This is a genomic window from Pseudomonas sp. D1HM (genome assembly GCF_019266105.1).
GTDB classification, from domain to species: domain Bacteria; phylum Pseudomonadota; class Gammaproteobacteria; order Pseudomonadales; family Pseudomonadaceae; genus Aquipseudomonas; species Aquipseudomonas taetrolens.
In genome coordinates this window covers 24,331-44,609 of sequence record NZ_LRMN01000016.1, presented here as the reverse complement: position 1 = coordinate 44,609, position 20,279 = coordinate 24,331, and the positions used below count along the sequence as shown (strand labels likewise).

At 57.8% G+C, this 20,279-nt stretch carries 21 protein-coding genes and 4 tRNA genes; 7 read left to right on the top strand and 18 right to left on the bottom strand.

The genetic code is table 11. The annotated features are described in order from the left end of the window. Nucleotides 1-25: 25 nt before the first annotated feature. The gene (locus tag AWM69_RS17355; protein ID WP_048378223.1) at nucleotides 26-712 is read right to left on the bottom strand and encodes an energy-coupling factor ABC transporter permease; all 687 of its coding nucleotides are present in this window, start codon (nucleotides 710-712) and stop codon (nucleotides 26-28) included. Nucleotides 713-843: 131 nt separating this feature from the next. On the opposite strand from AWM69_RS17355, the gene AWM69_RS17350 reads away from it, so the two are divergent. The 4 genes from AWM69_RS17350 to AWM69_RS17335 all read left to right on the top strand — a co-directional run bounded on the left by AWM69_RS17350 (nucleotide 844) and on the right by AWM69_RS17335 (nucleotide 3,591). After that, entirely contained in the window at nucleotides 844-1,473 is a 630-nt protein-coding gene (locus AWM69_RS17350) for a DUF1780 domain-containing protein (protein ID WP_048378224.1), read from the top strand. Beyond that, on the top strand, nucleotides 1,470-1,997 hold the full coding sequence (locus AWM69_RS17345; protein ID WP_218727699.1) for an MOSC domain-containing protein: 528 nt from the start codon (nucleotides 1,470-1,472) through the stop codon (nucleotides 1,995-1,997). Before AWM69_RS17350 ends, AWM69_RS17345 begins: the two co-directional genes overlap by 4 nt. A gap of 55 nt (nucleotides 1,998-2,052) precedes the next feature. After that, nucleotides 2,053-2,226: a DUF3094 family protein gene (locus AWM69_RS17340; RefSeq protein ID WP_048378226.1), complete on the top strand. Its 174-nt coding sequence runs from the start codon at nucleotides 2,053-2,055 to the stop codon at nucleotides 2,224-2,226. A gap of 63 nt (nucleotides 2,227-2,289) precedes the next feature. Further along, on the top strand, nucleotides 2,290-3,591 hold the full coding sequence (locus tag AWM69_RS17335) for an NAD(P)/FAD-dependent oxidoreductase (protein WP_048378227.1): 1,302 nt from the start codon (nucleotides 2,290-2,292) through the stop codon (nucleotides 3,589-3,591). A gap of 206 nt (nucleotides 3,592-3,797) precedes the next feature. On the opposite strand, the gene AWM69_RS17330 is transcribed toward AWM69_RS17335, so the two are convergent. The 7 genes from AWM69_RS17330 to rluD form a co-directional block, all read right to left on the bottom strand. After that, nucleotides 3,798-3,874: transfer RNA gene (locus AWM69_RS17330), tRNA-Pro, on the bottom strand. Between the two features lie 93 nt (nucleotides 3,875-3,967). Further along, nucleotides 3,968-4,043 (bottom strand) — tRNA-Lys (locus AWM69_RS17325). 5 nt (nucleotides 4,044-4,048) lie between these two features. Next, a tRNA-Pro gene (locus AWM69_RS17320) sits at nucleotides 4,049-4,125 on the bottom strand. Nucleotides 4,126-4,134: 9 nt separating this feature from the next. Further along, nucleotides 4,135-4,210: transfer RNA gene (locus AWM69_RS17315), tRNA-Asn, on the bottom strand. Nucleotides 4,211-4,519: 309 nt separating this feature from the next. Next, the gene (gene clpB / locus AWM69_RS17310; protein WP_131652164.1) at nucleotides 4,520-7,087 is read right to left on the bottom strand and encodes an ATP-dependent chaperone ClpB; all 2,568 of its coding nucleotides are present in this window, start codon (nucleotides 7,085-7,087) and stop codon (nucleotides 4,520-4,522) included. Nucleotides 7,088-7,210: 123 nt separating this feature from the next. Next, nucleotides 7,211-7,942, bottom strand: a complete 732-nt coding sequence (gene pgeF / locus AWM69_RS17305; protein ID WP_048378229.1) for a peptidoglycan editing factor PgeF — start codon at nucleotides 7,940-7,942, stop codon at nucleotides 7,211-7,213. Continuing rightward, the gene (rluD, locus tag AWM69_RS17300) at nucleotides 7,939-8,901 is read right to left on the bottom strand and encodes a 23S rRNA pseudouridine(1911/1915/1917) synthase RluD (protein ID WP_048378458.1); all 963 of its coding nucleotides are present in this window, start codon (nucleotides 8,899-8,901) and stop codon (nucleotides 7,939-7,941) included. The genes pgeF and rluD overlap by 4 nt, the downstream gene beginning before the upstream one ends. A gap of 148 nt (nucleotides 8,902-9,049) precedes the next feature. Here rluD and AWM69_RS17295 point away from each other — a divergent pair, with 148 nt between their 5' ends. Next, nucleotides 9,050-10,063 (top strand): outer membrane protein assembly factor BamD, encoded by a 1,014-nt coding sequence (locus tag AWM69_RS17295; RefSeq protein WP_131652163.1) that lies wholly within the window; start codon nucleotides 9,050-9,052, stop codon nucleotides 10,061-10,063. A 130-nt stretch (nucleotides 10,064-10,193) separates the two neighbouring features. Further along, a complete protein-coding gene (locus AWM69_RS17290) occupies nucleotides 10,194-10,421 on the top strand; it encodes a PP0621 family protein (RefSeq protein WP_131652162.1) in 228 nt (75 codons plus the stop codon). A gap of 63 nt (nucleotides 10,422-10,484) precedes the next feature. Here AWM69_RS17290 and thiO read toward each other — a convergent pair whose 3' ends face one another. From thiO to pilV, 5 genes are read right to left on the bottom strand one after another with little or no spacing between them, the layout of a single operon-like run. Continuing rightward, entirely contained in the window at nucleotides 10,485-11,585 is a 1,101-nt protein-coding gene (thiO, locus tag AWM69_RS17285) for a glycine oxidase ThiO (protein ID WP_218727697.1), read from the bottom strand. A 34-nt stretch (nucleotides 11,586-11,619) separates the two neighbouring features. Further along, a complete protein-coding gene (locus tag AWM69_RS17280) occupies nucleotides 11,620-12,021 on the bottom strand; it encodes a type IV pilin protein (protein WP_218727695.1) in 402 nt (133 codons plus the stop codon). A 10-nt stretch (nucleotides 12,022-12,031) separates the two neighbouring features. After that, a complete protein-coding gene (locus tag AWM69_RS17275; protein ID WP_256930399.1) occupies nucleotides 12,032-12,574 on the bottom strand; it encodes a PilX N-terminal domain-containing pilus assembly protein in 543 nt (180 codons plus the stop codon). 10 nt (nucleotides 12,575-12,584) lie between these two features. Continuing rightward, on the bottom strand, nucleotides 12,585-13,280 hold the full coding sequence (locus tag AWM69_RS17270) for a PilW family protein (RefSeq protein WP_218727694.1): 696 nt from the start codon (nucleotides 13,278-13,280) through the stop codon (nucleotides 12,585-12,587). Beyond that, complete coding sequence (gene pilV, locus AWM69_RS17265; RefSeq protein WP_131652158.1) at nucleotides 13,277-13,735, bottom strand: type IV pilus modification protein PilV; 459 nt, start codon at nucleotides 13,733-13,735, stop codon at nucleotides 13,277-13,279. The genes AWM69_RS17270 and pilV overlap by 4 nt, the downstream gene beginning before the upstream one ends. Before the next feature lie 278 nt (nucleotides 13,736-14,013). Here pilV and AWM69_RS17260 point away from each other — a divergent pair, with 278 nt between their 5' ends. Further along, the gene (locus AWM69_RS17260) at nucleotides 14,014-14,517 is read left to right on the top strand and encodes a GspH/FimT family protein (RefSeq protein WP_218727715.1); all 504 of its coding nucleotides are present in this window, start codon (nucleotides 14,014-14,016) and stop codon (nucleotides 14,515-14,517) included. Here the strand turns inward: AWM69_RS17260 and ispH are convergent. The 5 genes from ispH to ribF form a co-directional block, all read right to left on the bottom strand. After that, entirely contained in the window at nucleotides 14,514-15,461 is a 948-nt protein-coding gene (gene ispH / locus AWM69_RS17255; protein WP_131652157.1) for a 4-hydroxy-3-methylbut-2-enyl diphosphate reductase, read from the bottom strand. The two genes, AWM69_RS17260 and ispH, sit on opposite strands and share 4 nt — an antisense overlap. Before the next feature lie 65 nt (nucleotides 15,462-15,526). Then, nucleotides 15,527-15,964, bottom strand: coding sequence for an FKBP-type peptidyl-prolyl cis-trans isomerase (fkpB, locus tag AWM69_RS17250; RefSeq protein ID WP_048378238.1), 438 nt, complete (start codon nucleotides 15,962-15,964; stop codon nucleotides 15,527-15,529). Next, entirely contained in the window at nucleotides 15,957-16,472 is a 516-nt protein-coding gene (gene lspA / locus AWM69_RS17245) for a signal peptidase II (protein ID WP_048378239.1), read from the bottom strand. Before lspA ends, fkpB begins: the two co-directional genes overlap by 8 nt. Next, nucleotides 16,465-19,296: an isoleucine--tRNA ligase gene (gene ileS / locus AWM69_RS17240; RefSeq protein WP_131652156.1), complete on the bottom strand. Its 2,832-nt coding sequence runs from the start codon at nucleotides 19,294-19,296 to the stop codon at nucleotides 16,465-16,467. The genes lspA and ileS overlap by 8 nt, the downstream gene beginning before the upstream one ends. Further along, entirely contained in the window at nucleotides 19,293-20,243 is a 951-nt protein-coding gene (gene ribF / locus AWM69_RS17235; protein ID WP_131652155.1) for a bifunctional riboflavin kinase/FAD synthetase, read from the bottom strand. Before ribF ends, ileS begins: the two co-directional genes overlap by 4 nt. Nucleotides 20,244-20,279: the final 36 nt, after the last annotated feature.

The window sequence follows — 20,279 nt, the reverse complement described above, 5'->3', positions numbered from 1 at the left end:
ACACCCCCGTCGCGGGTTCTGAATGCTACTTGCGCCCTTCATCCTTCCAGGGGGCCGCCAGGTAGCGAGTCCGGTTGAAGGTTTCCAGCCACTCGGGGCAAAACACTACCAGAGCTGTCACCAGCATTCCGTTGATAAAAGCCTCCGGGAAGATGATCAGCCACAGGTAGCCCACAAAGTCTTCCAGCCATTCAGGCATCACGAACACCCCGTCATGCCACAACACCCCCAGCACCGCCAATAGACACAGCAGCGCAGCCAGAGCTGCGGCAAAAAAACCCGAACAAAAAATATAAACGAATGGGTTACGCGGCTGCGCACGCTCGACTGCACTCGCGCAGGCCTCGGTCACGGCTACTGGCAGCAAAATCAGCAACACGCCGTTGACCCCCATCGCCGCCAGGTCCTGGCGCCCCAGCAATACCAGCCCCGCTTGCGCCATAAGCGCACCGACAATTGCCAGCGGCCAGTCAAGCAGTAACGTGACGACCGTCAGGCCGATGAAATGGTAGGAAACGCCTGTATCAAAGTCGCGCCGTACCAGCCACAACAAGAACAGAGAAAAAACAGTGCCGAACAACAGATGCTGGCGCCGGGTGTCGCTAAACAGCTCAACCCACGGTGCCCGCCAGATCGCCCATAGCACAGCAGGCACGTAGAGCATCCAGCCAAGCAGCTGAGTCTGAGTGGATAACACCTCGGCTCCGATCACGTATGCATCTCCAACGCCATCTCGTTAAAGCACACCGCTCTACCCTCCCCGTTTAAAGTCCGTGTCGGTGATACGCATCAGTCTACACCTCAGACTTTCAGTAACACCTGTTTCAAGGCTAAGCTGCGTTCATGGACGACTCAGACTATCTACGCCTGCTCACCACACAGGCCGAGCAAGCCAATGCTTTTCTCTCCAATGCCCGCAAATGGGAGCGTGAGCGTTGGGTTTGCCAGCGCCTGCTACAGGGCTTGAATATTCCGTATCACACCGAAGATTTCATCCAGGCAAGCCAGGAACCACCGGATGTATTGTTTGGTGACGCGCGCTTTGAAGTTTTCTTTGTGCTGGATGAAGGCCGGCGCCTGAACGATGAATGGCGCGAAGAACTTCAGCGGCGGCGCAGCGCCTATTCCCTGAGCCAACTGGTGCGGCGCGAAGCACGACCCAAGCGGATTCCGGCGAGCAAACTGTTGCAACGCCTGGGTCCGACCCTGCACAAAAAGGCCAACAATTACCTTGAGCGCGGCATCGACCTGGACCAACTGGACATCATTGCGTTTTCCAGCCTCAAGCGCGAAGTCCTTGATCTGAACAGCCACTTCCCGCCACCCACCGAGTACTTGCGCCAAGGCTGGCGCTCGCTGTCGCTCGTCGGCCCGACCTTTGCCCGGGTGCTGTTTGCACAACCGGATGCACCGGACTTCCTGCGCAACAACCTGGGGCGCAGTATCATTTTCGACGTAGGCATCAGTTTGTGAGTCCTTTACAGGAATTGATCGCGCACGTTCCGCAAACCGGGCGTGTTCGCTGGCTCGGCGTGCGCCCGGAATCACGCGGCGACATGCTCGAACTGGAGGCCGTCGAGGCCCGACGTGAAGCGGGACTGACGGGCGATCATGCTCGCCCCGGCGCACGCAATGCGCGCCAGGTGACACTGATCCAATGGGAGCACCTGGCGGTGATCCACTCCCTGCTCGGCCGTCAAGACGATCACCCCCTTCGGCCACAGGAGTTGCGGCGCAATATTGTGGTGGGCGGAATCAATTTGTTCAGCCTTAAAGGGCGACGCTTCAAAATTGGCCAGGCCATTCTTGAAACAACAGGCTGGTGCCAACCCTGTGCCCGCCTTGAGCAACGCTTGGGTGAAGGCACCTTCCAGGCTGTACGTGGCCACGGCGGTATTACGGCACGGGTAATCGAAAGCGGGATCATTCGTCTAGACGACGAACTGCGGGTCGAGCCTTTGGGCTCAAGCGGCTATGCTTCTTTTCATCCAGGTTGACTCAACGCTGTAGCTTTTACCCTTCCCGCAACGTCTATCTGACGAGGCAATATATATGTCCAGCCGTCTGAACCCAGATGATCAGCAGCGTGTCGAACAGTACCTGCAGTTGCCACAGAATCAAGTTGAGCGCCGGCCTTTCAGGCCCTGGCTGCTCCTTGCGGTGGTTGTGATTGTGGTGATTGGCATGGGCCTGTTGAGCCGCCTCCTGAGTTACCTGGTGCTATGAGCTGCATCGCGCTCGCCCGGGTTACTCAGGCACAGATTTTTTTAAGCCTTGTGAGTGATACCCATGAACCATCGTATTGTTATCGTCGGCGGCGGCGCCGGGGGCCTGGAATTGGCCACCCGCCTGGGCAAGACGCTGGGCAAGCGCGGCAAAGCCAGCATCACGCTGGTCGATGCCAACCTGACCCACATCTGGAAACCCCTGCTGCATGAAGTGGCCGCCGGCTCGCTGAACTCTTCGGAAGATGAACTCAACTATGTCGCTCAAGCCAAATGGAACCATTTCGAGTTTCAGCTAGGCCGCATGAGCGGACTCGACCGGGAGCTGAAAAAGATCTCATTGTCTGCGACTCTCGACGAAAACGGCCAGGAACTGGTTCCGGCGCGAGAGCTGAACTACGACACGTTGGTCATCGCGGTAGGCAGCACCACCAATGATTTCGGTACCAAAGGCGCGGCTGAACATTGCCTGTTCCTCGATACCCGCAAGCAGGCCGAACGCTTCCATCAGCAATTGCTCAATCACTATCTACGCGCTCACGCCGGGCAAAGCGATGTGGTCGAGCAGATCAGCGTAGCCATTGTGGGTGCGGGAGCAACAGGTGTTGAGCTGGCAGCAGAACTGCATAACGCCGCCCACGAACTGGCAGCGTATGGTCTTGACCGGATCAAACCGGAAAACATGCACATTACTCTGATCGAAGCCGGCCCACGGGTATTGCCCGCCCTGCCAGAACGCATTGGCGGGCCTGTGCATAAAACTCTGGAGAAACTCGGGGTAACTGTGCTGACCAACTCTGCCGTCAGTGAAGTGACCGCCGACAGCCTGATTACCGCCGACGGCCAGGTGATTCCTGCCAGCCTGAAGGTTTGGGCAGCCGGGATCCGCGCACCGGGCTTCCTCAAGGAGCTGGCCGGACTGGAAACCAACCGCATCAACCAGCTGGTGGTACGACCTACTCTGCAAACAACCCGCGACGACAATATTTTTGCCTTTGGCGATTGTGCGGCGTGCCCTCAGCCTGGTACCGACCGGACCGTCCCCCCACGCGCCCAGGCCGCTCACCAGCAAGCGTCACTGCTGGCCAAGTCCCTGAAGCTGCGGATCGAAGGCAAACCGCAATTACCGGATTACCACTACCGCGACTACGGCTCACTGATCTCGCTGTCGAGCTTTTCGGCTGTGGGTAACTTGATGGGGAGCCTGATGGGCACTGTCATGCTGGAAGGCTGGTTGGCACGGATGTTTTATATCTCGTTGTACCGCATGCACCAAATGGCGCTGTACGGGACATTCCGCACCCTGATGCTGATGCTTGGCAGCCGGATTGGCCGAGGCACCGAACCGCGCCTGAAGCTGCACTAACCCGACACTCTGTAGCCGCTGCGCTTCTCGGCGGCTACAGAGGCACATAGCGCCCTCAACTCCACAGCCTTAAACAAGAATTGAATAGCGTACTTCCACTTTTTCGAAGACAAAAAAAAGCGCCCCGAAGGACGCTTTTTTTATTGGCCACTGATGCAATTGGCATCAGAGCCTGATCTTCATACCCATTACTGCCGGGCAGAAAATGGTCGGGGTAAGGGGATTCGAACTCCTGACATCCTGCTCCCAAAGCAGGCGCGCTACCGGACTGCGCTATACCCCGGTAAAAAAAAGGCACCTTCAAGAGGCGCCTTCTGCGATCAGTGCTTTTGGCCTCTGATCTTAAGATCTAACCCCAGTGAACTGGAGCCAAAAATGGTGGGTCGTGTGGGATTCGAACCTACGACCAATTGGTTAAAAGCCAACTGCTCTACCAACTGAGCTAACGACCCAAAAATGGTCGGGGTAAGGGGATTCGAACTCCTGACATCCTGCTCCCAAAGCAGGCGCGCTACCGGACTGCGCTATACCCCGGCTTGAAAATGGCTCCACGACCTGGACTCGAACCAGGGACCCAATGATTAACAGTCATTTGCTCTACCAACTGAGCTATCGCGGAACTACATATTTCAATCTACAACGGTGCTTCTCTACAACTTTGCTCGTTCTCTTTGGCTCTCTCGCATCGCTGCGTTAGTGCCTCTGAGGCGCGCTATTCTACAACCCTTTGAATCTTTGTCAACCCTTATTTTTCGTTAGAAGACAATGATTTAGCTCTTCTAGCGGGCTTGCTGGTTTGGGCCAGGTTGCCGTTGCGGGTGACTTACTGCGGGGCGCACTTTACTAGCGTTTTCCTTATAGATCAACACCCTAAATAAAAAAAAGGCCTCGCAATGCGAGGCCTCTCTTAAAACACCCACACTGGGCCTTATGCGAAGACGATTTCGTCGTCTTTCACAGTGGCGGTCACCGTGGTCCCCGGCATGAACTGACCCGACAGAATCAGTTGTGCCAGCGGGTTTTCGATCCAGCGCTGGATCGCACGCTTGAGCGGACGTGCGCCATAAACCGGGTCATAGCCAACGGCAATCAGCTTGTCGAGAGCTTCCTGACTCAACTCGAGGCTCAGATCACGCTCTGCCAGACGGCCACGCAAACGACCCAGCTGGATTTCAGCAATGCCGGCAATCTGATCACGGGCCAGAGGCTCGAAGATCACCACTTCGTCGATCCGGTTCACAAACTCCGGACGGAAGTGCGTACTCACCGCATCCATCACCGCGGCCCGTTGCGCCTCGCGATCGCCTACCAGCTCCTGGATCTGCGCAGAGCCCAGGTTGGACGTCATCACGATCACCGTGTTGCGGAAGTCAACTGTGCGGCCATGGCTGTCAGTCAATCGACCGTCTTCAAGCACCTGTAGCAACACGTTGAATACATCCGGGTGAGCCTTCTCGACCTCGTCCAGCAGGATGACCGAGTAAGGCTTGCGCCGTACGGCTTCGGTCAGGTACCCGCCTTCCTCGTAGCCCACATAGCCTGGTGGAGCACCAATCAGTCGAGCCACGGAGTGCTTCTCCATGAACTCGGACATATCAATGCGCACCATCGCCTCCTCAGTATCAAAGAGGAACTCGGCCAGCGCCTTGCACAACTCGGTTTTACCTACGCCGGTCGGGCCCAGGAACATGAACGAACCGCTTGGTCGATCCGGATCGCTCAAGCCGGCACGCGAACGACGAACCGCGTTGGACACGGCAACCACAGCTTCGTCCTGACCGATCACGCGCTCATGCAACAGACTTTCCATCTTCATCAGCTTGTCGCGCTCGCCTTCGAGCATCTTGGAGACAGGGATACCCGTCCACTTCGATACCACTTCAGCGATTTCCTCTTCGGTCACCTTGCTGCGCAACAACTGGTTTTCAGTCTTGCTGCTGTGCTCATCGACCATCTGCAGGCTGCGCTCCAGATCGGGAATGATCCCGTACTGCAACTCGGCCATGCGGTTGAGGTTGCCGCTGCGACGGGCCACTTCAAGCTCCTGGCGCGCCTGCTCGATCTTCTGCTGGATCTGGGCAGAACCCTGCACTTCGGCTTTTTCCGAGGTCCAGATTTCTTCCAGGTCTGAATACTCGCGCTCATGGCGCTCGATTTCTTCCTGCAGTTTCTCGAGACGTTTTTTCGCCGCCTCGTCTTCTTCTTTCTTCAGCGCCTGAGCTTCAACCTTCAGTTGAATCAAGCGACGTTCCAGGCGGTCCAGCACTTCCGGCTTGGAGTCGATCTCCATGCGAATACGGCTGGCAGCCTCGTCAATCAAGTCAATCGCCTTGTCAGGCAACTGGCGATCAGTAATGTAGCGATGACTGAGTTTGGCCGCGGCAATAATCGCACCGTCGGTAATGGCCACCTTGTGGTGAACCTCATAGCGCTCTTTCAAGCCACGCAGGATCGCAATGGTGTCTTCTTCGCTCGGCTCATCAACCAGTACTTTCTGGAAGCGACGCTCAAGTGCCGCATCCTTCTCTATATATTGACGGTACTCATTGAGCGTGGTCGCGCCCACGCAGTGCAGCTCACCGCGCGCCAGGGCTGGCTTGAGCATATTGCCCGCATCCATGGCGCCCTCGCCCTTGCCGGCGCCGACCATGACATGCAGCTCGTCGATAAACAGAATGATCTGACCTTCCTGCTTGGACAGTTCATTCAGCAATGCTTTGAGACGCTCTTCAAACTCACCGCGGAACTTGGCACCGGCGATCAGCGCACCGATGTCCAGCGACAACAGACGCTTGCCTTTAAGGCCATCCGGTACTTCACCATTGATGATCCGCTGCGCCAAACCTTCAGCAATGGCGGTTTTACCCACCCCGGGCTCACCGATCAGCACCGGGTTATTTTTGGTCCGGCGCTGCAGCACTTGAATCGTGCGGCGAATTTCATCGTCACGCCCAATGACCGGATCTAGCTTGCCTTCTTCGGCGCGCTTGGTCAGGTCGATGGTGTATTTGTCCAGCGCCTGCCGCGACTCTTCAACATTCGGGTCATTGACCGCTTCGCCGCCGCGCAGGTTATTGATGGCGTTTTCGAGCGCTTTTTTGCTCACGCCCTGCCCCATCAACAATTTGCCCAACTTGCTGTTGTCATCCATTGCAGCCAGCAACACCATTTCGCTGGTGATGAACTGGTCGCCTTTCTGTTGGGCCAGACGGTCTGCCTGGTTGAGCAGGCGCGCCAGATCCTGCGACATATTCACGTCGCCAGTCGGGTTCTGGATTTTTGGCAGTTGATCGAGCTCTTTGGTCAGCTCTTTACGCAGGCTGTTTACATCAAAACCGACTTGCATCAGCAGCGGTTTGATCGATCCGCCCTGCTGGTCAAGTAATGCCTGCATCAAGTGCGCCGGCTCAATGGCCGGATGGTCATGGCCAACAGCCAACGACTGAGCATCAGACAATGCCAATTGCAACTTGCTGGTTAATCTATCTATACGCATTCGTCACCTTCCTTATGAGCAGGCCGGAGGGATGGAAACTCCTGAATGAAGAAACCTGCCAGATACAATAGTAGATGCGGGCGATTACGGGAGTTTCAAGCGTATGGAATTGACACAGGTCAGTCAGGAGGAGGTTTCAATCCAGACCAGTGACGCGAAGCGACCCGTACGCGGGCTGCGCCGGTATGAATAGAAGCGTGAATCCGTCACGGTGCAAAAGCCGCCACCGTACACCGCCGTGATTCCGCATCGGGCCAGGCGCAGGCGCGCCAGCTCATAGATGTCAGCCATAAAGCGCCCCGGATTGACGCTGGGTACAAACGCCGCGGCTGACTGCGGCAAGTCGCGCATGAACACATCACGCACTTCAGCCCCCACTTCGAACGCTTTGGGGCCAATGGCCGGCCCAAGCCAGACCAGTATGTCTTGCGGTTCAACATTGAGGCTTTGGGCTGTCGCTTCAAGTACACCCGCTGCCAGCCCGCGCCAACCGGCATGGGCCGCCGCGACACGGGTGCCCGCTCGATCACAGAACAATGCAGGCAGGCAGTCGGCGGTCATCACCGTACAGGCAATGCCGGGCGTTGCCGTCCAGCTGGCATCGGCTTCGATGATCTGGCCGGGAGTGGCAGGCGCAACGACAACCCCGTGAACCTGGCTGAGCCAAGCGGGCTGTACGTCAAATACATGGGTAAGGCGCTGGCGGTTATGCGCGACGGCGACAGGATCGTCGTCAACATGATCGCCCAGATTGAAGCTGTCGAACGGCGCCAGACTGACGCCGCCCGCCCGGGTGGTCACACAGGCCCTGATGCCTGCCGGCGCAGGCCAGTCAGGAATCAGGAAGGTGTTCATCCGATGAATGCCTCACGGTCTTGCTTGAGCAACGTCAACAACCAGACAAAATCGTCCGGCAGTGGCGATTCCCAGCTCATGCGCTTACCGGTCGTCGGATGATCCAACTCAAGGAAGCGTGCATGCAATGCCTGACGCGGGAAGTTTTTCAAGGATTCGACCATTGTCACACTGGCTGCCGGCGGGATGCGGAAACGGCCGCCATAGGCAGGATCTCCGACCAACGGGAAGTTGATGTGGGACATATGCACACGAATCTGGTGCGTGCGACCGGTTTCCAGCTTGACCCGCACATGGGTGTGGGAACGGAAACGCTCAAGCACGCGGTAATGACTCACCGCCTGCTTGCCGCCTTCCATTACCGCCATGCGCTGGCGTTGCTGGCCGTGACGGCCGATGGGCGCGTCGATCTTGCCCCCGGCGGTGACGACACCGATAACAATGCACTCATAGATACGGCTGACGCTGCGGCTCTGCAACTGGGTAACCAGTTGTGTCTGCGCCTGGATGGTCTTGGCGACCACCATCAGACCGGTGGTGTCTTTGTCCAGGCGATGCACGATCCCCGCACGCGGCACATTGACGATGTCCGGTACGTGGTGCAGCAAGGCATTGAGCAAAGTGCCGTCGGCATGCCCGGCAGCCGGGTGCACCACCAAGCCGGCAGGCTTGTTGATGACCAGGATGTCATCGTCTTCGTAAACGATGTCCAGGGGGATGTCTTGGGCGACCCACTCACCCTGGGCTTCCTGCTCGGCAGTCAGCTCCAGGATGGCACCACCATGCACAATGTCACGGGGGCGTATGACGCCTCCGTCCACAGTGAGGCGGCCGTCTTTGATCCAGGCGGATAGGCGCGAGCGCGAGTGCTCAGCGAATAATTGTGCGGCGACTTGATCGAGGCGTTGGCCACCCAGTTCGGACGGCACCTCTGCGCGAAGTAGAATTTTCTCGGACATGCTCATCAGGACGGCGCCAAGCCTTTGGTTTCGGCTGCGCGCTTGTGGTTAAATACGGCGTCTTTTGCCCCGAGGCTTTTCACGGGGCGTTCATCATAACAGGACGGACCCGCCCAAGACAGCGGCCGTCATAGGGACGCAAGCCGCCATGCAAGTGAGACACCTGCTGCTGATCGCCATCCTCGCACTGACCGCCGCTTGTTCGTCGACAAAGGAAGTTGTTGACGACAACTTGAGCGAAGTCGAGCTGTACCAGCAGGCGCAGGCCGACCTGGATAACCACAGCTATACCAGTGCTACCGCCAAACTGAAGGCTCTGGAGTCGCGCTACCCGTTCGGACGCTATGCCGACCAGGCCCAGCTCGAACTGATCTACGCCTACTATAAAAACTCCGAACCCGAGGCCGCCAAGTCGGCAGCCGAACGGTTTATCCGTCTGCATCCTCAGCACCCAAACGTCGATTACGCCTATTACCTGAAAGGCCTGACCTCGTTTGACCAGGACGTTGGCCTGCTGGCGCGCTTCCTGCCGCTGGACATGACCAAGCGCGACCCGGGCGCTGCACGCGACTCGTTCAACGAGTTCGCCCAGCTCACCAGCCGCTTCCCGGACAGCCGCTACGCACCTGATGCCAAGCAGCGCATGATCTACCTGCGCAACCTGCTGGCAGCGTACGAGATCCACGTAGCCAACTACTACCTGACCCGTCAGGCTTATGTTGCCGCAGCCAACCGTGGTCGCTATGTCGTCGAGAACTTCCAGGAAACCCCTTCGGTCGCCGACGGACTCGCGGTCATGGTTGAATCCTATCAGCGCATGCACCTCGATGAGCTGGCTGCGACCAGCCTTGAAGTCCTCAAGGACAACTACCCAGAGCACCCAAGCCTGGTAGACGGTCAGTTTGTGCCGCAGGTTTCCGAGTCGGACAACCGCTCGTGGCTGAGCAAGGCAACCCTGGGCCTGATCGAGTCGACCACCCCGCTGCCACCGGGTGAAACCCGTGCCAACCAGGACGTTCAGAAGCAGTTCCAGGAAGCCAAAGATGCAATTCCTGCCGAGCTGAAGCCCAAAGATGCCGATGGCAACATCATCGAAGCACCTGAAGCTGAAGGCCAGAGCCGCTCATGGTTCAGCTACATGACCCTGGGCCTGTTCGACTGATTGTTCAGCCCATAAAAAAGAGCCCTTCGGGGCTCTTTTTTTGCTCTGGATTCAGGCAATGCTGATTACGCTGTGCGCCTGACACGACCTTGGCTAAACTGACGCATCTTTTATCGAATAGCGAATAACCATGCTTCGTTTACTGTTCTGGGCTGCACTGATAGCTGCAGGCGTCTGGTTCTGGCGCAAATACAAAGCCAGCCTGAGCGCGACTAAAAAGCCGGTCGACCCTGACGCCCACCCAATGGTGCGGTGCGCCCATTGCGGCGTGCACTTGCCCCGTGACCGCGCATTAAGCCAGCAACAAACGTGGTATTGCAGCCAGAGCCATCTGGAGCAGGGCCCCGTCAAGCGCTGACTCTTCACCGACAAACACTCCTGTAGCTGCCGTCCCGCGACAACTACAGGAGCATCGACATCATCAGAAACGTCCCGCCGGTGCATAAGGCGCAGGGTCGATGATCGGTTCACGCCCCAGCAGCAGGTCGGCAAATAACTGGCAAGATGCAGGCGCCAGTACCAGGCCGTTGCGATAATGCCCGCAGTTGAGCCACAAGCCGTCAAAGCCGGAAACCCGCCCGATATACGGGATACCCTCCGGTGAGCCAGGGCGCAAGCCTGCCCAATGAGCCACTGGCTCAGCATCGGCCAGTGCCGGAATCAGCTCTATCGCCGATGCTTTCAGGCTTTCAAGTGCCGTTTGGGTCGGTGTTTTATCAAAGCCTTCATGCTCCAGCGTGCTGCCGACCAAGATATGACCGTCTCGGCGCGGGATCGCATAGCGCCCTTTTGCCAACACCATGCACGACAAAAAGTCTGACGCACACTTGTACAGAATCATCTGCCCCTTGACGGGCTCCACCGGCAGCTCAAGCCCCAGGTTACTCAAGAGTTCTCCGCTCCAGGCGCCAGCCGACAACACCACCTGATCGCCGTGAATCTCACCCTGCGCCGTGTTCACTCCCGCAATTTTTGCGCCTTCACGAATGAACCCCTGAACCTCGCAGTGCTCATGGATCGTGACATTCGGCATGGATTGCAGCGCTGCTTTTAATGATTTGACCAGTCGCGGGTTACGCACATTTGCCACATCGGCCATATAGATCGCGCGAGAAAAACCACCACCCAATACCGGAACGGCGCGCTCAACCGACGCGACATCCACCTCACTCAAGGGCCTACCTTCGCGCCGGGCCCACGCCAGCGCTTCGGCTTCATCATCCAGGTCGAGCCAGTACAAACCGGTCGTATGAACTTCAGGGTCAAGACCTGTGGAGGCAAACAAACGCTCGGCCAACTGTGGATAGAAGTCTTGCGACCAGTGAGCCAGTGCTGTAACTGCGCAGTTATAGCGCCATGGATAAAGCGGCGAAACAATACCGCCGCCGGCCCAGGAAGACTCCTGCCCAACCCCACCACGGTCCAGCAGAATGACCTGTTCGACTTCAGAGGCCAGATTAAACGCTGTCAGCAAGCCAATCACTCCGCCGCCGACAATCACTACTCGTTCCTGCCTAGCCATTTTTTCAATCCAGCCCGTCATTCAAAGTAAATCATTAGCGCCCCCAACACTGCTGAGGTGTCAGGTCCGGGGCGGCCTGGGTCATTGCCATCAAGCCCGTGTGGGTCAATGTGAAGTTCCCGCATGAGTCGTCCGACATTGAGGAGCCTTCTTTGCGCGTTGCCGTGAGCAAGAAGGCGTGATCTGCCAGATCGGACGTGACGCTGTAGTATTGATTACCTGAACCAAGACCCTGCGCGCCGGTATATACACCGCTTTTTGTGTAAAACCGCCCAAGGGCTTGAGCGTTCTCCATCAACAGGACAACAATTTCAGAGCGATAAGCCCGCTTCACATAATCGCTGTACAGCGGATAAGCGAATCCTCCAAGGATACCGACGATCGCCACAGCGATCATCAATTCGATCAAGCTAAAACCGTCCCCATGCTTTGGCATCAGACACTCCCTATTGAATTTGTCGCCACATCACCCTTCGCACAGACGGTGGAGAAACATCTTCAGTGCCCCCACTCGCATCCTGATACCGGGCATACAGACTTTCGAGCACCGTGCGGGATTGCCCATGCAAACCGATCCCTGTAATCCGGTACAACCAGGTCGAAGTGTTCGCCGGATAATCGGCCGGTGTCATGCTCGGGCCAAGGCTCTGAATGCCGTACAACCCACCCGCAACGGGTAGCCAGCGCACACCTGATATGGGGTCGAAGCCCGGCATCCGTTGAATACGCGCAGAGGCTGGTGGAACGCACATAAACGGAGAAGTACAGGCGAGCAAACCGGGCCAGTTGACCCGCAACCAGGACTCGCCCTGGCGCAGTGCAGCTTCTGCAGCCTGGAACGAATGATTGGCATGTTGAATGCCTGCGGCCATTTTTTCCTGCTGCGTCGCTCGGGTCATTGCAGCAATGCCGATCAGACTGAGCAACAACAGGAATATCAGGCTAACCAGCAACACCATGCCTTTCTGCGCATGCGAATAAACCAACATGGGTCGCGCCCTAAACCAGTCGATTGCGCAACGCGACAACCAGGTGATAAGCCTGATCTTTGACCCGCCCCGCGGGATCTCTCAGCGTGAGAGCAACCTTTACACTGCGGATTCTGGCTAGATCGTCCGGACTGGACTCATAACGCAGAACCGACTGGGCACTGGCCGAGCCGGCCACACCAAAACTCACGTCAAATGTCGCGACATTGTCCAGCAGCACCGCGTTGTCAGCCCCCGTTTTCAACTGCCCCTTATCAAACCGGTAGACCACCCGTCGCACGGGAAACCCTGTTTCACCCGGGGACAACGATGATCGTGCGCCACGATATGCCTGGGCAAAGGTCGTACAGTCAGACACCACAGTCCAGTCTGGCCTTGTTCCCTGAGGCCCTATGTCTGCACTGATCATCTGTAGCGATCGGGAACCGGCCTGCCCCTGCCAGGACACAGGCGTTTGAAACGCCGACGGCGCATCAATGATGTACTCACTCCCAAGGCAACCAAACATCCCGGCCATACGAATTTCCCGGGCCATTTTACTCAGGACGTAACGTGCATCTTCTTGAAGCATGGCCGATGCACGCTGACTGGCGTAGGTCTCGTGAGCACTTAAATAAATCTGTGCCATTCCGGGCACCATCAACATCCCCAACACCAGCGCCACCATCAGTTCGACGAGGCCAAAGCCTGAACTCATGCGCTTCATGATGCTTTTACCGGCGCATCGGCACTGATCTGGCTGCTCAAGGTAAATGAGTTCGAAAAGCCGTCATGCTGCCCACCGCGGGCATCATTCCATTCCAGGCTGATACGCACCTGCTGCCCACTGACTGCAACCGTGCCCTTGGCGGCGTCCCCTGCAAACTGGCGAATATTGCGCTTGAACTCATTCAGGTCCTGCCCGGCCACACCGCTGAGCGTGGGGCTGGTCCGGTCCAGGCCTGTCACGCGGTAATCACCGCCCGCGTTGGCGCGCATGCGCTCCAGCAGATCATGAGCGATAAAACTGGCCTGAGTGTTCATGAGCGCGCTGCGGGTGTATTTCAGTGCATTGAGCTGGAGCCCTGCGCCGCCGAGCAGGCCGATCGCCAGGATCAACATCGCGATCAGCACCTCGATCAGGGTCATTCCTGCTTGCCGGCGTTTATAGAATCGAACCATCTGAACCGTCCCTGTGCCTGGATCGACGGAGCGTCCTGCACCGTCATGCAAAAAGCCTAATCCAGAGCACCATCGTTGCCGGTAGGAGGCAGCCAAGGCGATCAGCCATATTCTTCGCATGATTCCGTGAGACACAACCCATCACACACCTGCAAACATGGTGAAACCATTACCGGGCAACAGACGACCCGGTGCAGGGCTGCGCACGCTATACCTAGTAGAAACCCGTACGAGAACAGCGGCAGGCGTCCAGGGAGGACCGTGTGTATCAACGAGGCATGGGCATGATTCAGCTGCTGTTCACCTTGACCATCGTGGCGCTGACAGCCCGCTTTGCCAGCCCGGCCTACAGTGCTTTGGTCGAGCAACAGCGACGCCAGGTGACTGCCGAACAATTGGCCAGCAGCCTGCGCAACGCGCGCACGGAAGCGCTGCTACGCCAGCATTACGTGATCATTCATGCGTTTGAAGAAGACTGGAGCCGCGGCTGGAGGGTGATTCTGGACCTGAGCGGCCAGGGGCATCTCGACAAAAGCAACCCGGTGCTCACCGAAATCCAGGGTGATGGACGCATACCGATTGCGGGCAATACGCCGGTAAAACACTACGTGCGATTCAGCCCGCTGGGGGAGCCTCAGTTGACTGCCGGTGCGTTCCAGGCCGGAACGCTGCATGTTTGCCAGGCCAGTACTGGCACAAGCCACCACCAGGTGGTCCTCGCAAAAAGCGGGCGTATCAGCCTGCGCAGCGATCAGGCCGCGCAGGCATTGTGTGCGTCTTAAAGCAGGGAGCGAACGCGCAGTTCCTTGGGCATCGAGAACGTTATGTTCTCTTCCCGACCGGCCAACTCATCGGCACCGGTGGCCCCCCAGGCATGCAATTGCTGAATCACCCCACGCACCAGCACTTCAGGCGCTGAAGCACCTGCAGTAATACCGATAAGCTCTACACCGTCAAACCAGCTTTTTTGCAGGTCTTCAGCGCCGTCGATCAGGTAAGCCGGAGTGGCCATGCGCTCAGCCAGCTCACGCAGGCGATTGGAGTTCGAGCTGTTCGGGCTACCCACCACCAGCACCACATCACATTCACTGGCCAATTGCTTCACCGCATCCTGACGGTTTTGCGTGGCATAGCAGATGTCATCTTTGCGCGGACCGCCAATCGAAGGGAAACGTGCGCGCAGAGCATCGATCACACGGCTGGTGTCATCCATCGACAAGGTCGTCTGAGTAACAAACGCCAGTTTTTCCGGGTTCATTACATTCAGGCTGGCAACGCCTTTTTCATCTTCAACCAGATAGATCGCGCCGCCATTGCTGGCGTCGTACTGGCCCATGGTGCCTTCAACTTCCGGGTGACCGGCATGGCCGATCAGGATGCATTCGCGGCCGTCGCGGCTATAACGGGCAACTTCGATATGCACTTTGGTCACTAACGGGCAGGTCGCATCGAACACTTTCAGGCCACGGCCGGCAGCTTCGGTACGCACCGCCTGAGAAACACCATGGGCACTGAATATCACGATGACGTCATCCGGCACCTGATCCAGCTCTTCGACAAAGATCGCGCCACGGGAGCGCAGGTCTTCAACGACAAATTTGTTATGCACCACTTCGTGGCGGACATAGATAGGCGGGCCGAAGACTTCCAGAGCGCGATTGACGATTTCAATCGCTCGGTCCACCCCGGCGCAGAAGCCACGGGGATTGGCGAGTTTGATGTGCATGCTGGGCCTCGTGGGACGCGCAAAAAAATAATGCCAATCAGGCCCGGCGATGGCCGGGCACTGAATTACAGCGCCTTGACGTCTTTGATTTCAACTTCGAAGGTCAGGGTCTTGCCTGCCAACGGATGGTTGAAGTCGATCGTCACTTGCTCATCATCAAAGACTTTGACCACACCCGGAAGCTCGGTGTTCGCGGCGTCATTGAAAATTACCAGCAAGCCTTCAGACAGCTCCATGTCCTTGAACTGCGAGCGCGGAATAACCTGTACGTTTTGCGGGTTCGGCTGGCCAAAGGCGTTTTCCGGAAGGATCTCCAGAGTACGCTTGTCACCTGCCTTGAAGCCGAACAGAGCGGCTTCAAAACCTGGCAACAGGCTGCCATCTCCCACCTTGAAGGTGGCCGGGGATTTGTCGAACGTGCTGTCGACGGTGTCGCCATTCTCCAGGCGCAATGCGAAATGCAGAGTGACTTCCGTGTTCTGGCCAATGCGTTGCTCAGTCATGAGCGGTTTCTCCGGACTTTTTACTTTTGAACATATCCAACGCCAGCATCACGGCCCCTACACAAATCGCACTGTCGGCGACATTGAATGCAGGAAATAGCCGATGTTCCCAGTGCACCAGAATGAAATCGATCACATGACCGTAAGCAATACGGTCATACAGGTTACCCAGCGCGCCACCCAGAATCAGCGCCAGCGCAATGGCCAGCCAGGTGTCGTTACGTCCAAGACGCTTGAGCCAGACCAACAGGACCGTACTGACGACCACCGCGATCAACGCAAATAGCCAGCGCTGCCAACCAGCGCTGTCAGCCAAAAAGCTGAAGGCCGCGCCCGTGTTATAGGCCAGGGTCCAGCTAAAGAAATCAGGAATAACCTCAATTCGCTGGTACATCGTCAGGGCGCTGTCGAAGTAGGTCTTGCTGACCTGGTCAATGACCAGGACCAGCAACGTTAACCAAAGCCAGCCCAGGCGCCCGAAGCGCCCGGCAGTGCTGGTGTTAGGCATAGTGACGTACCTCGCCGGAGCCACTGATATTGTCGACGCAACGACCGCAGATTTCCGGATGCTCCGGGTTCACCCCGACGTCCTCACGGCAATGCCAGCAACGTGCGCACTTGGCATGGGCCGACTTGACGACCTTGAGTTTGAGACCCGGCACGTCGGTGACCACGGCATCCGCTGGCGCTTGCACAAACGGCGCGACGCTGGCGGTGGACGTGATCAGAACGAAGCGCAGCTCATTGCTGAGCCTGGACAGATCGGCAGCCAGTTCATCTTCAGCGAACAGGGTGACTTCAGCCTGCAGGTTGCCGCCGATGGCTTTGGCCGCGCGCAGGTTTTCCATCTCTTTGTTGACCGCAACCTTGACCGCCATGATCCGCTCCCAGTAAGCGCGGCCCATTTCAGTACCTTCCGGCATTTCAGTCAGGCCTTCGTACCAGGTGTTGAGCATGACCGATTCGTTGCGCTCGCCCGGCAGATATTGCCACAGCTCGTCGGCAGTGAACGACAGGATCGGCGCGATCCAGCGTACCAACGCTTCAGAGATATGGAACAGTGCGGTCTGGCACGAACGACGGGCCTTGCTGTTGGCACCCGTGGTGTACTGGCGATCCTTGATGATATCGAGGTAGAAGCCGCCCAGCTCCTGCACGCAGAAGTTATGCACTTTGGAGTACACGTTCCAGAAACGGTATTCACCGTAATGCAGCTCGAGCTCGCGCTGCAGCAACAGTGCACGATCCACCGCCCAACGATCCAGCGCGAGCATTTCTTCTGCAGGCAGGAGGTCGGTGGCCGGGTTGAAGCCGGTCAGGTTCGAAAGCAGGAAGCGCGCGGTGTTGCGGATACGCCGGTAAGCGTCGGCACTGCGCTGCAGGATCTGATCGGAAACCGCGATCTCACCCGAGTAGTCGGTCGAGGCAACCCACAGGCGCATGATGTCAGCACCCAGGGTGTCATTGACCTTTTGCGGTGCAATCACGTTACCCAACGACTTGGACATCTTGCGACCGGCTTCGTCCACGGTAAAGCCGTGAGTCAGCAGTTCGCGATACGGCGCATGGTTGTCGATGGCGCAACCGGTCAGCAGCGACGAGTGGAACCAGCCACGGTGCTGGTCCGAGCCTTCCAGGTACAGGTCCGCACGCGGGCCTGTCTCGTGACCCATCGGGTGTGAACCGCGCAGGACATGCCAATGCGTGGTGCCCGAATCGAACCAGACGTCCAGGGTATCGCTGATTTTGTCGTACAGCGGTGCTTCGTCGCCCAGCAATTCGGCAGCGTCCATCTTGAACCAGGCTTCGATGCCTTCGACTTCAACACGCTGAGCGACTTGCTCCATCATTTCGACGGTACGCGGGTGCAGCTCGCCGCTTTCCTTGTTCAGGAAAAACGGGATAGGCACACCCCAGTTGCGTTGACGCGAGATGCACCAGTCAGGACGGTTGGCGATCATCGAATGCAGGCGAGCCTGGCCCCAGGCCGGAACGAACTGCGTGTCTTCGATGGCCTTGATTGCACGGGTGCGCAAGGTATCGCCAGCCGTCGGCTCTTTGTCCATGCCGATGAACCATTGCGCGGTAGCGCGATAGATCAGCGGGGTCTTGTGGCGCCAGCAGTGCATGTAGCTGTGGCTGATGGTTTCAGTGAACATCAGCGAGCCGACTTCGATCAGCTTGTCGATGATGTTCTGGTTGGCCTTCCAGATGAACTGGCCGCCAAAGAACTCCAGCGACGGTACGTACACGCCGTTGCTCTGCACCGGGTTGATGATGTCATCGTTGACCATGCCATAGGCTTTGCAAGTCACGAAGTCGTCCACACCGTAGGCCGGGGCGGAGTGAACCACGCCGGTACCTGCGCCCAGTTCAACGTACTCGGCCAGGTAAACCGGCGACAGACGGTCGTAGAACGGGTGACGGAAGTTGATCAGCTCCAGGGCAGCGCCCGTGGTGGTGGCGATGACCGAGCCTTGCAGGTTGTAGCGCGCCAGAGACGATTCAACCAGCTCTTCGGCCAGCACCAGCAGCTTGTCGCCCACGTCAACCAGCGCGTAGGTGAACTCCGGGTGCACGTTGAGCGCCTGGTTCGCCGGGATGGTCCACGGCGTAGTGGTCCAGATCACGATCGAGGCCGGCTTGCTCAACGCTGCCAGACCAAAGGCTGCGGCCAGCTTTGCTTCATCGGCAATCGGGAATGCAACGTCGATGGCGGCGGACTTTTTGTCCTGGTACTCGACTTCCGCTTCAGCCAGAGCCGAACCGCAGTCAAAACACCAGTTCACTGGCTTCAGGCCTTTAAAGACGAAACCGCCCTTGACGATTTCGGCCAACGCACGGATTTCACCGGCTTCGTTCTTGAAGTCCATGGTCTTGTACGGGTTGGCGAAATCACCCAGCACGCCCAAACGGATGAACTCGGACTTCTGCCCTTCGATCTGTTCGGTCGCATAGGCGCGACACAGCTCGCGGGTTTTATCCGCGCTCAGGTTTTTGCCGTGAGTCACTTCGACCTTGTGCTCGATCGGCAAGCCATGACAGTCCCAGCCCGGCACATACGGGGCGTCGAAACCCGAAAGGGTTTTCGAACGGATGATCATGTCCTTCAGAATCTTGTTCAGCGCATGACCGATGTGAATCGTGCCGTTGGCATACGGAGGACCGTCGTGAAGTACGAACTTCGGACGATCCTTGCCAATTTCGCGCAACTTCCCGTACAGGCCAATGCTGTCCCAGCGCTGCAAAATTTGCGGTTCGCGCTGTGGCAGGCCGGCCTTCATTGGGAAGGCTGTGTCCGGAAGGTTTAGCGTGGCTTTGTAGTCGGTCATTTCAGGCTCTTTTTAAGCGGTTGACCCAGCCAATAGGCTCGGGCGGCGGCGACGTCCGCATTGATCGCCGTCTTGAGCGCCTCCAGGGAGGCGAAACGCTGCTCATCACGCAGCTTGTGGTGGAATGCCACAGTCAAACGCCGGCCATACAAATCGCCGGCGAAATCCAGTACATGTACTTCAAGATGGGCGCTGCCATCTCCTGAAACGGTAGGCCTGACGCCGATATTGGCGACGCCAGGCCAGGTTTTCCCGTCGATTTCAACGCTCACCAGGTAAACCCCGGTCAACGGAACCCGACGACGCTTTAACTGAATATTGGCGGTTGGCGTACCCAATTGGCGCGCCAGTTTCTGACCGTGCAATACCCTGCCAGCGATTTGAAACGGGCGCCCCAGCAAACGCTCTGCCAGGGAGAAATCGCCGCTGGCCAAGGCATCGCGCACCTTGGTGCTGCTGATTCGCACACCTTCAAGCTCAACGGTTTGAGCGGCCTCGACGGTGAAGTTGCGCATGACGCCTGCTTGTTGCAGGAAATCAAAATCACCGACCCGATCACAGCCGAAACGGAAGTCGTCGCCGACCTCCAGGTGCTGTACACCCAGCCCATCGACCAGAATGGTATCGACAAACTCGGCGGCGCTGAGCTTGCACAGGCGTTGATTGAACGCCAGGCACAGAACACGATCAACCCCGGCATCTGCCAACAGCTGCAACTTGTCGCGCAACCGGGCCAGACGTGCCGGAGCAAGTTCCGGGGCAAAAAATTCGCGCGGCTGCGGCTCAAATATCACCACGCAGCTGGGCACGCCCAACTCCAGTGCACGCTCGCGCAGCCGCTCCAGGATAGCCTGGTGGCCACGGTGTACACCGTCAAAGTTGCCAATAGTGGCGACACAGCCCCGATGTTGGGGCCGCAGATTGTGAAGGCCTCGAACCAGCTGCATAACGCGCTTCTTGCTCATAAAGTGGTCGATTATAAC

What these genes read in the sequence shown, in the direction of transcription:
- AWM69_RS17350 (WP_048378224.1), top strand. Translation starts at nt 844, where the DNA reads ATGGACGACTCAGACTATCTACGCCTGCTCACCACACAGGCCGAGCAA.
- fkpB (WP_048378238.1), bottom strand. Translation starts at nt 15,964, where the DNA reads ATGACTGAGCAACGCATTGGCCAGAACACGGAAGTCACTCTGCATTTC.
- ileS (WP_131652156.1), bottom strand. Translation starts at nt 19,296, where the DNA reads ATGACCGACTACAAAGCCACGCTAAACCTTCCGGACACAGCCTTCCCA.
- rluD (WP_048378458.1), bottom strand. Translation starts at nt 8,901, where the DNA reads ATGTCCGAGAAAATTCTACTTCGCGCAGAGGTGCCGTCCGAACTGGGT.
- AWM69_RS17335 (WP_048378227.1), top strand. Translation starts at nt 2,290, where the DNA reads ATGAACCATCGTATTGTTATCGTCGGCGGCGGCGCCGGGGGCCTGGAA.
- lspA (WP_048378239.1), bottom strand. Translation starts at nt 16,472, where the DNA reads ATGCCTAACACCAGCACTGCCGGGCGCTTCGGGCGCCTGGGCTGGCTT.
- ribF (WP_131652155.1), bottom strand. Translation starts at nt 20,243, where the DNA reads ATGCAGCTGGTTCGAGGCCTTCACAATCTGCGGCCCCAACATCGGGGC.
- AWM69_RS17290 (WP_131652162.1), top strand. Translation starts at nt 10,194, where the DNA reads ATGCTTCGTTTACTGTTCTGGGCTGCACTGATAGCTGCAGGCGTCTGG.
- AWM69_RS17280 (WP_218727695.1), bottom strand. Translation starts at nt 12,021, where the DNA reads ATGCCAAAGCATGGGGACGGTTTTAGCTTGATCGAATTGATGATCGCT.
- AWM69_RS17340 (WP_048378226.1), top strand. Translation starts at nt 2,053, where the DNA reads ATGTCCAGCCGTCTGAACCCAGATGATCAGCAGCGTGTCGAACAGTAC.
- clpB (WP_131652164.1), bottom strand. Translation starts at nt 7,087, where the DNA reads ATGCGTATAGATAGATTAACCAGCAAGTTGCAATTGGCATTGTCTGAT.
- AWM69_RS17270 (WP_218727694.1), bottom strand. Translation starts at nt 13,280, where the DNA reads ATGAAGCGCATGAGTTCAGGCTTTGGCCTCGTCGAACTGATGGTGGCG.
- AWM69_RS17295 (WP_131652163.1), top strand. Translation starts at nt 9,050, where the DNA reads ATGCAAGTGAGACACCTGCTGCTGATCGCCATCCTCGCACTGACCGCC.
- thiO (WP_218727697.1), bottom strand. Translation starts at nt 11,585, where the DNA reads ATGGCTAGGCAGGAACGAGTAGTGATTGTCGGCGGCGGAGTGATTGGC.
- pgeF (WP_048378229.1), bottom strand. Translation starts at nt 7,942, where the DNA reads ATGAACACCTTCCTGATTCCTGACTGGCCTGCGCCGGCAGGCATCAGG.
- ispH (WP_131652157.1), bottom strand. Translation starts at nt 15,461, where the DNA reads ATGCACATCAAACTCGCCAATCCCCGTGGCTTCTGCGCCGGGGTGGAC.
- AWM69_RS17260 (WP_218727715.1), top strand. Translation starts at nt 14,014, where the DNA reads ATGGGCATGATTCAGCTGCTGTTCACCTTGACCATCGTGGCGCTGACA.
- AWM69_RS17275 (WP_256930399.1), bottom strand. Translation starts at nt 12,574, where the DNA reads ATGTTGGTTTATTCGCATGCGCAGAAAGGCATGGTGTTGCTGGTTAGC.
- pilV (WP_131652158.1), bottom strand. Translation starts at nt 13,735, where the DNA reads ATGGTTCGATTCTATAAACGCCGGCAAGCAGGAATGACCCTGATCGAG.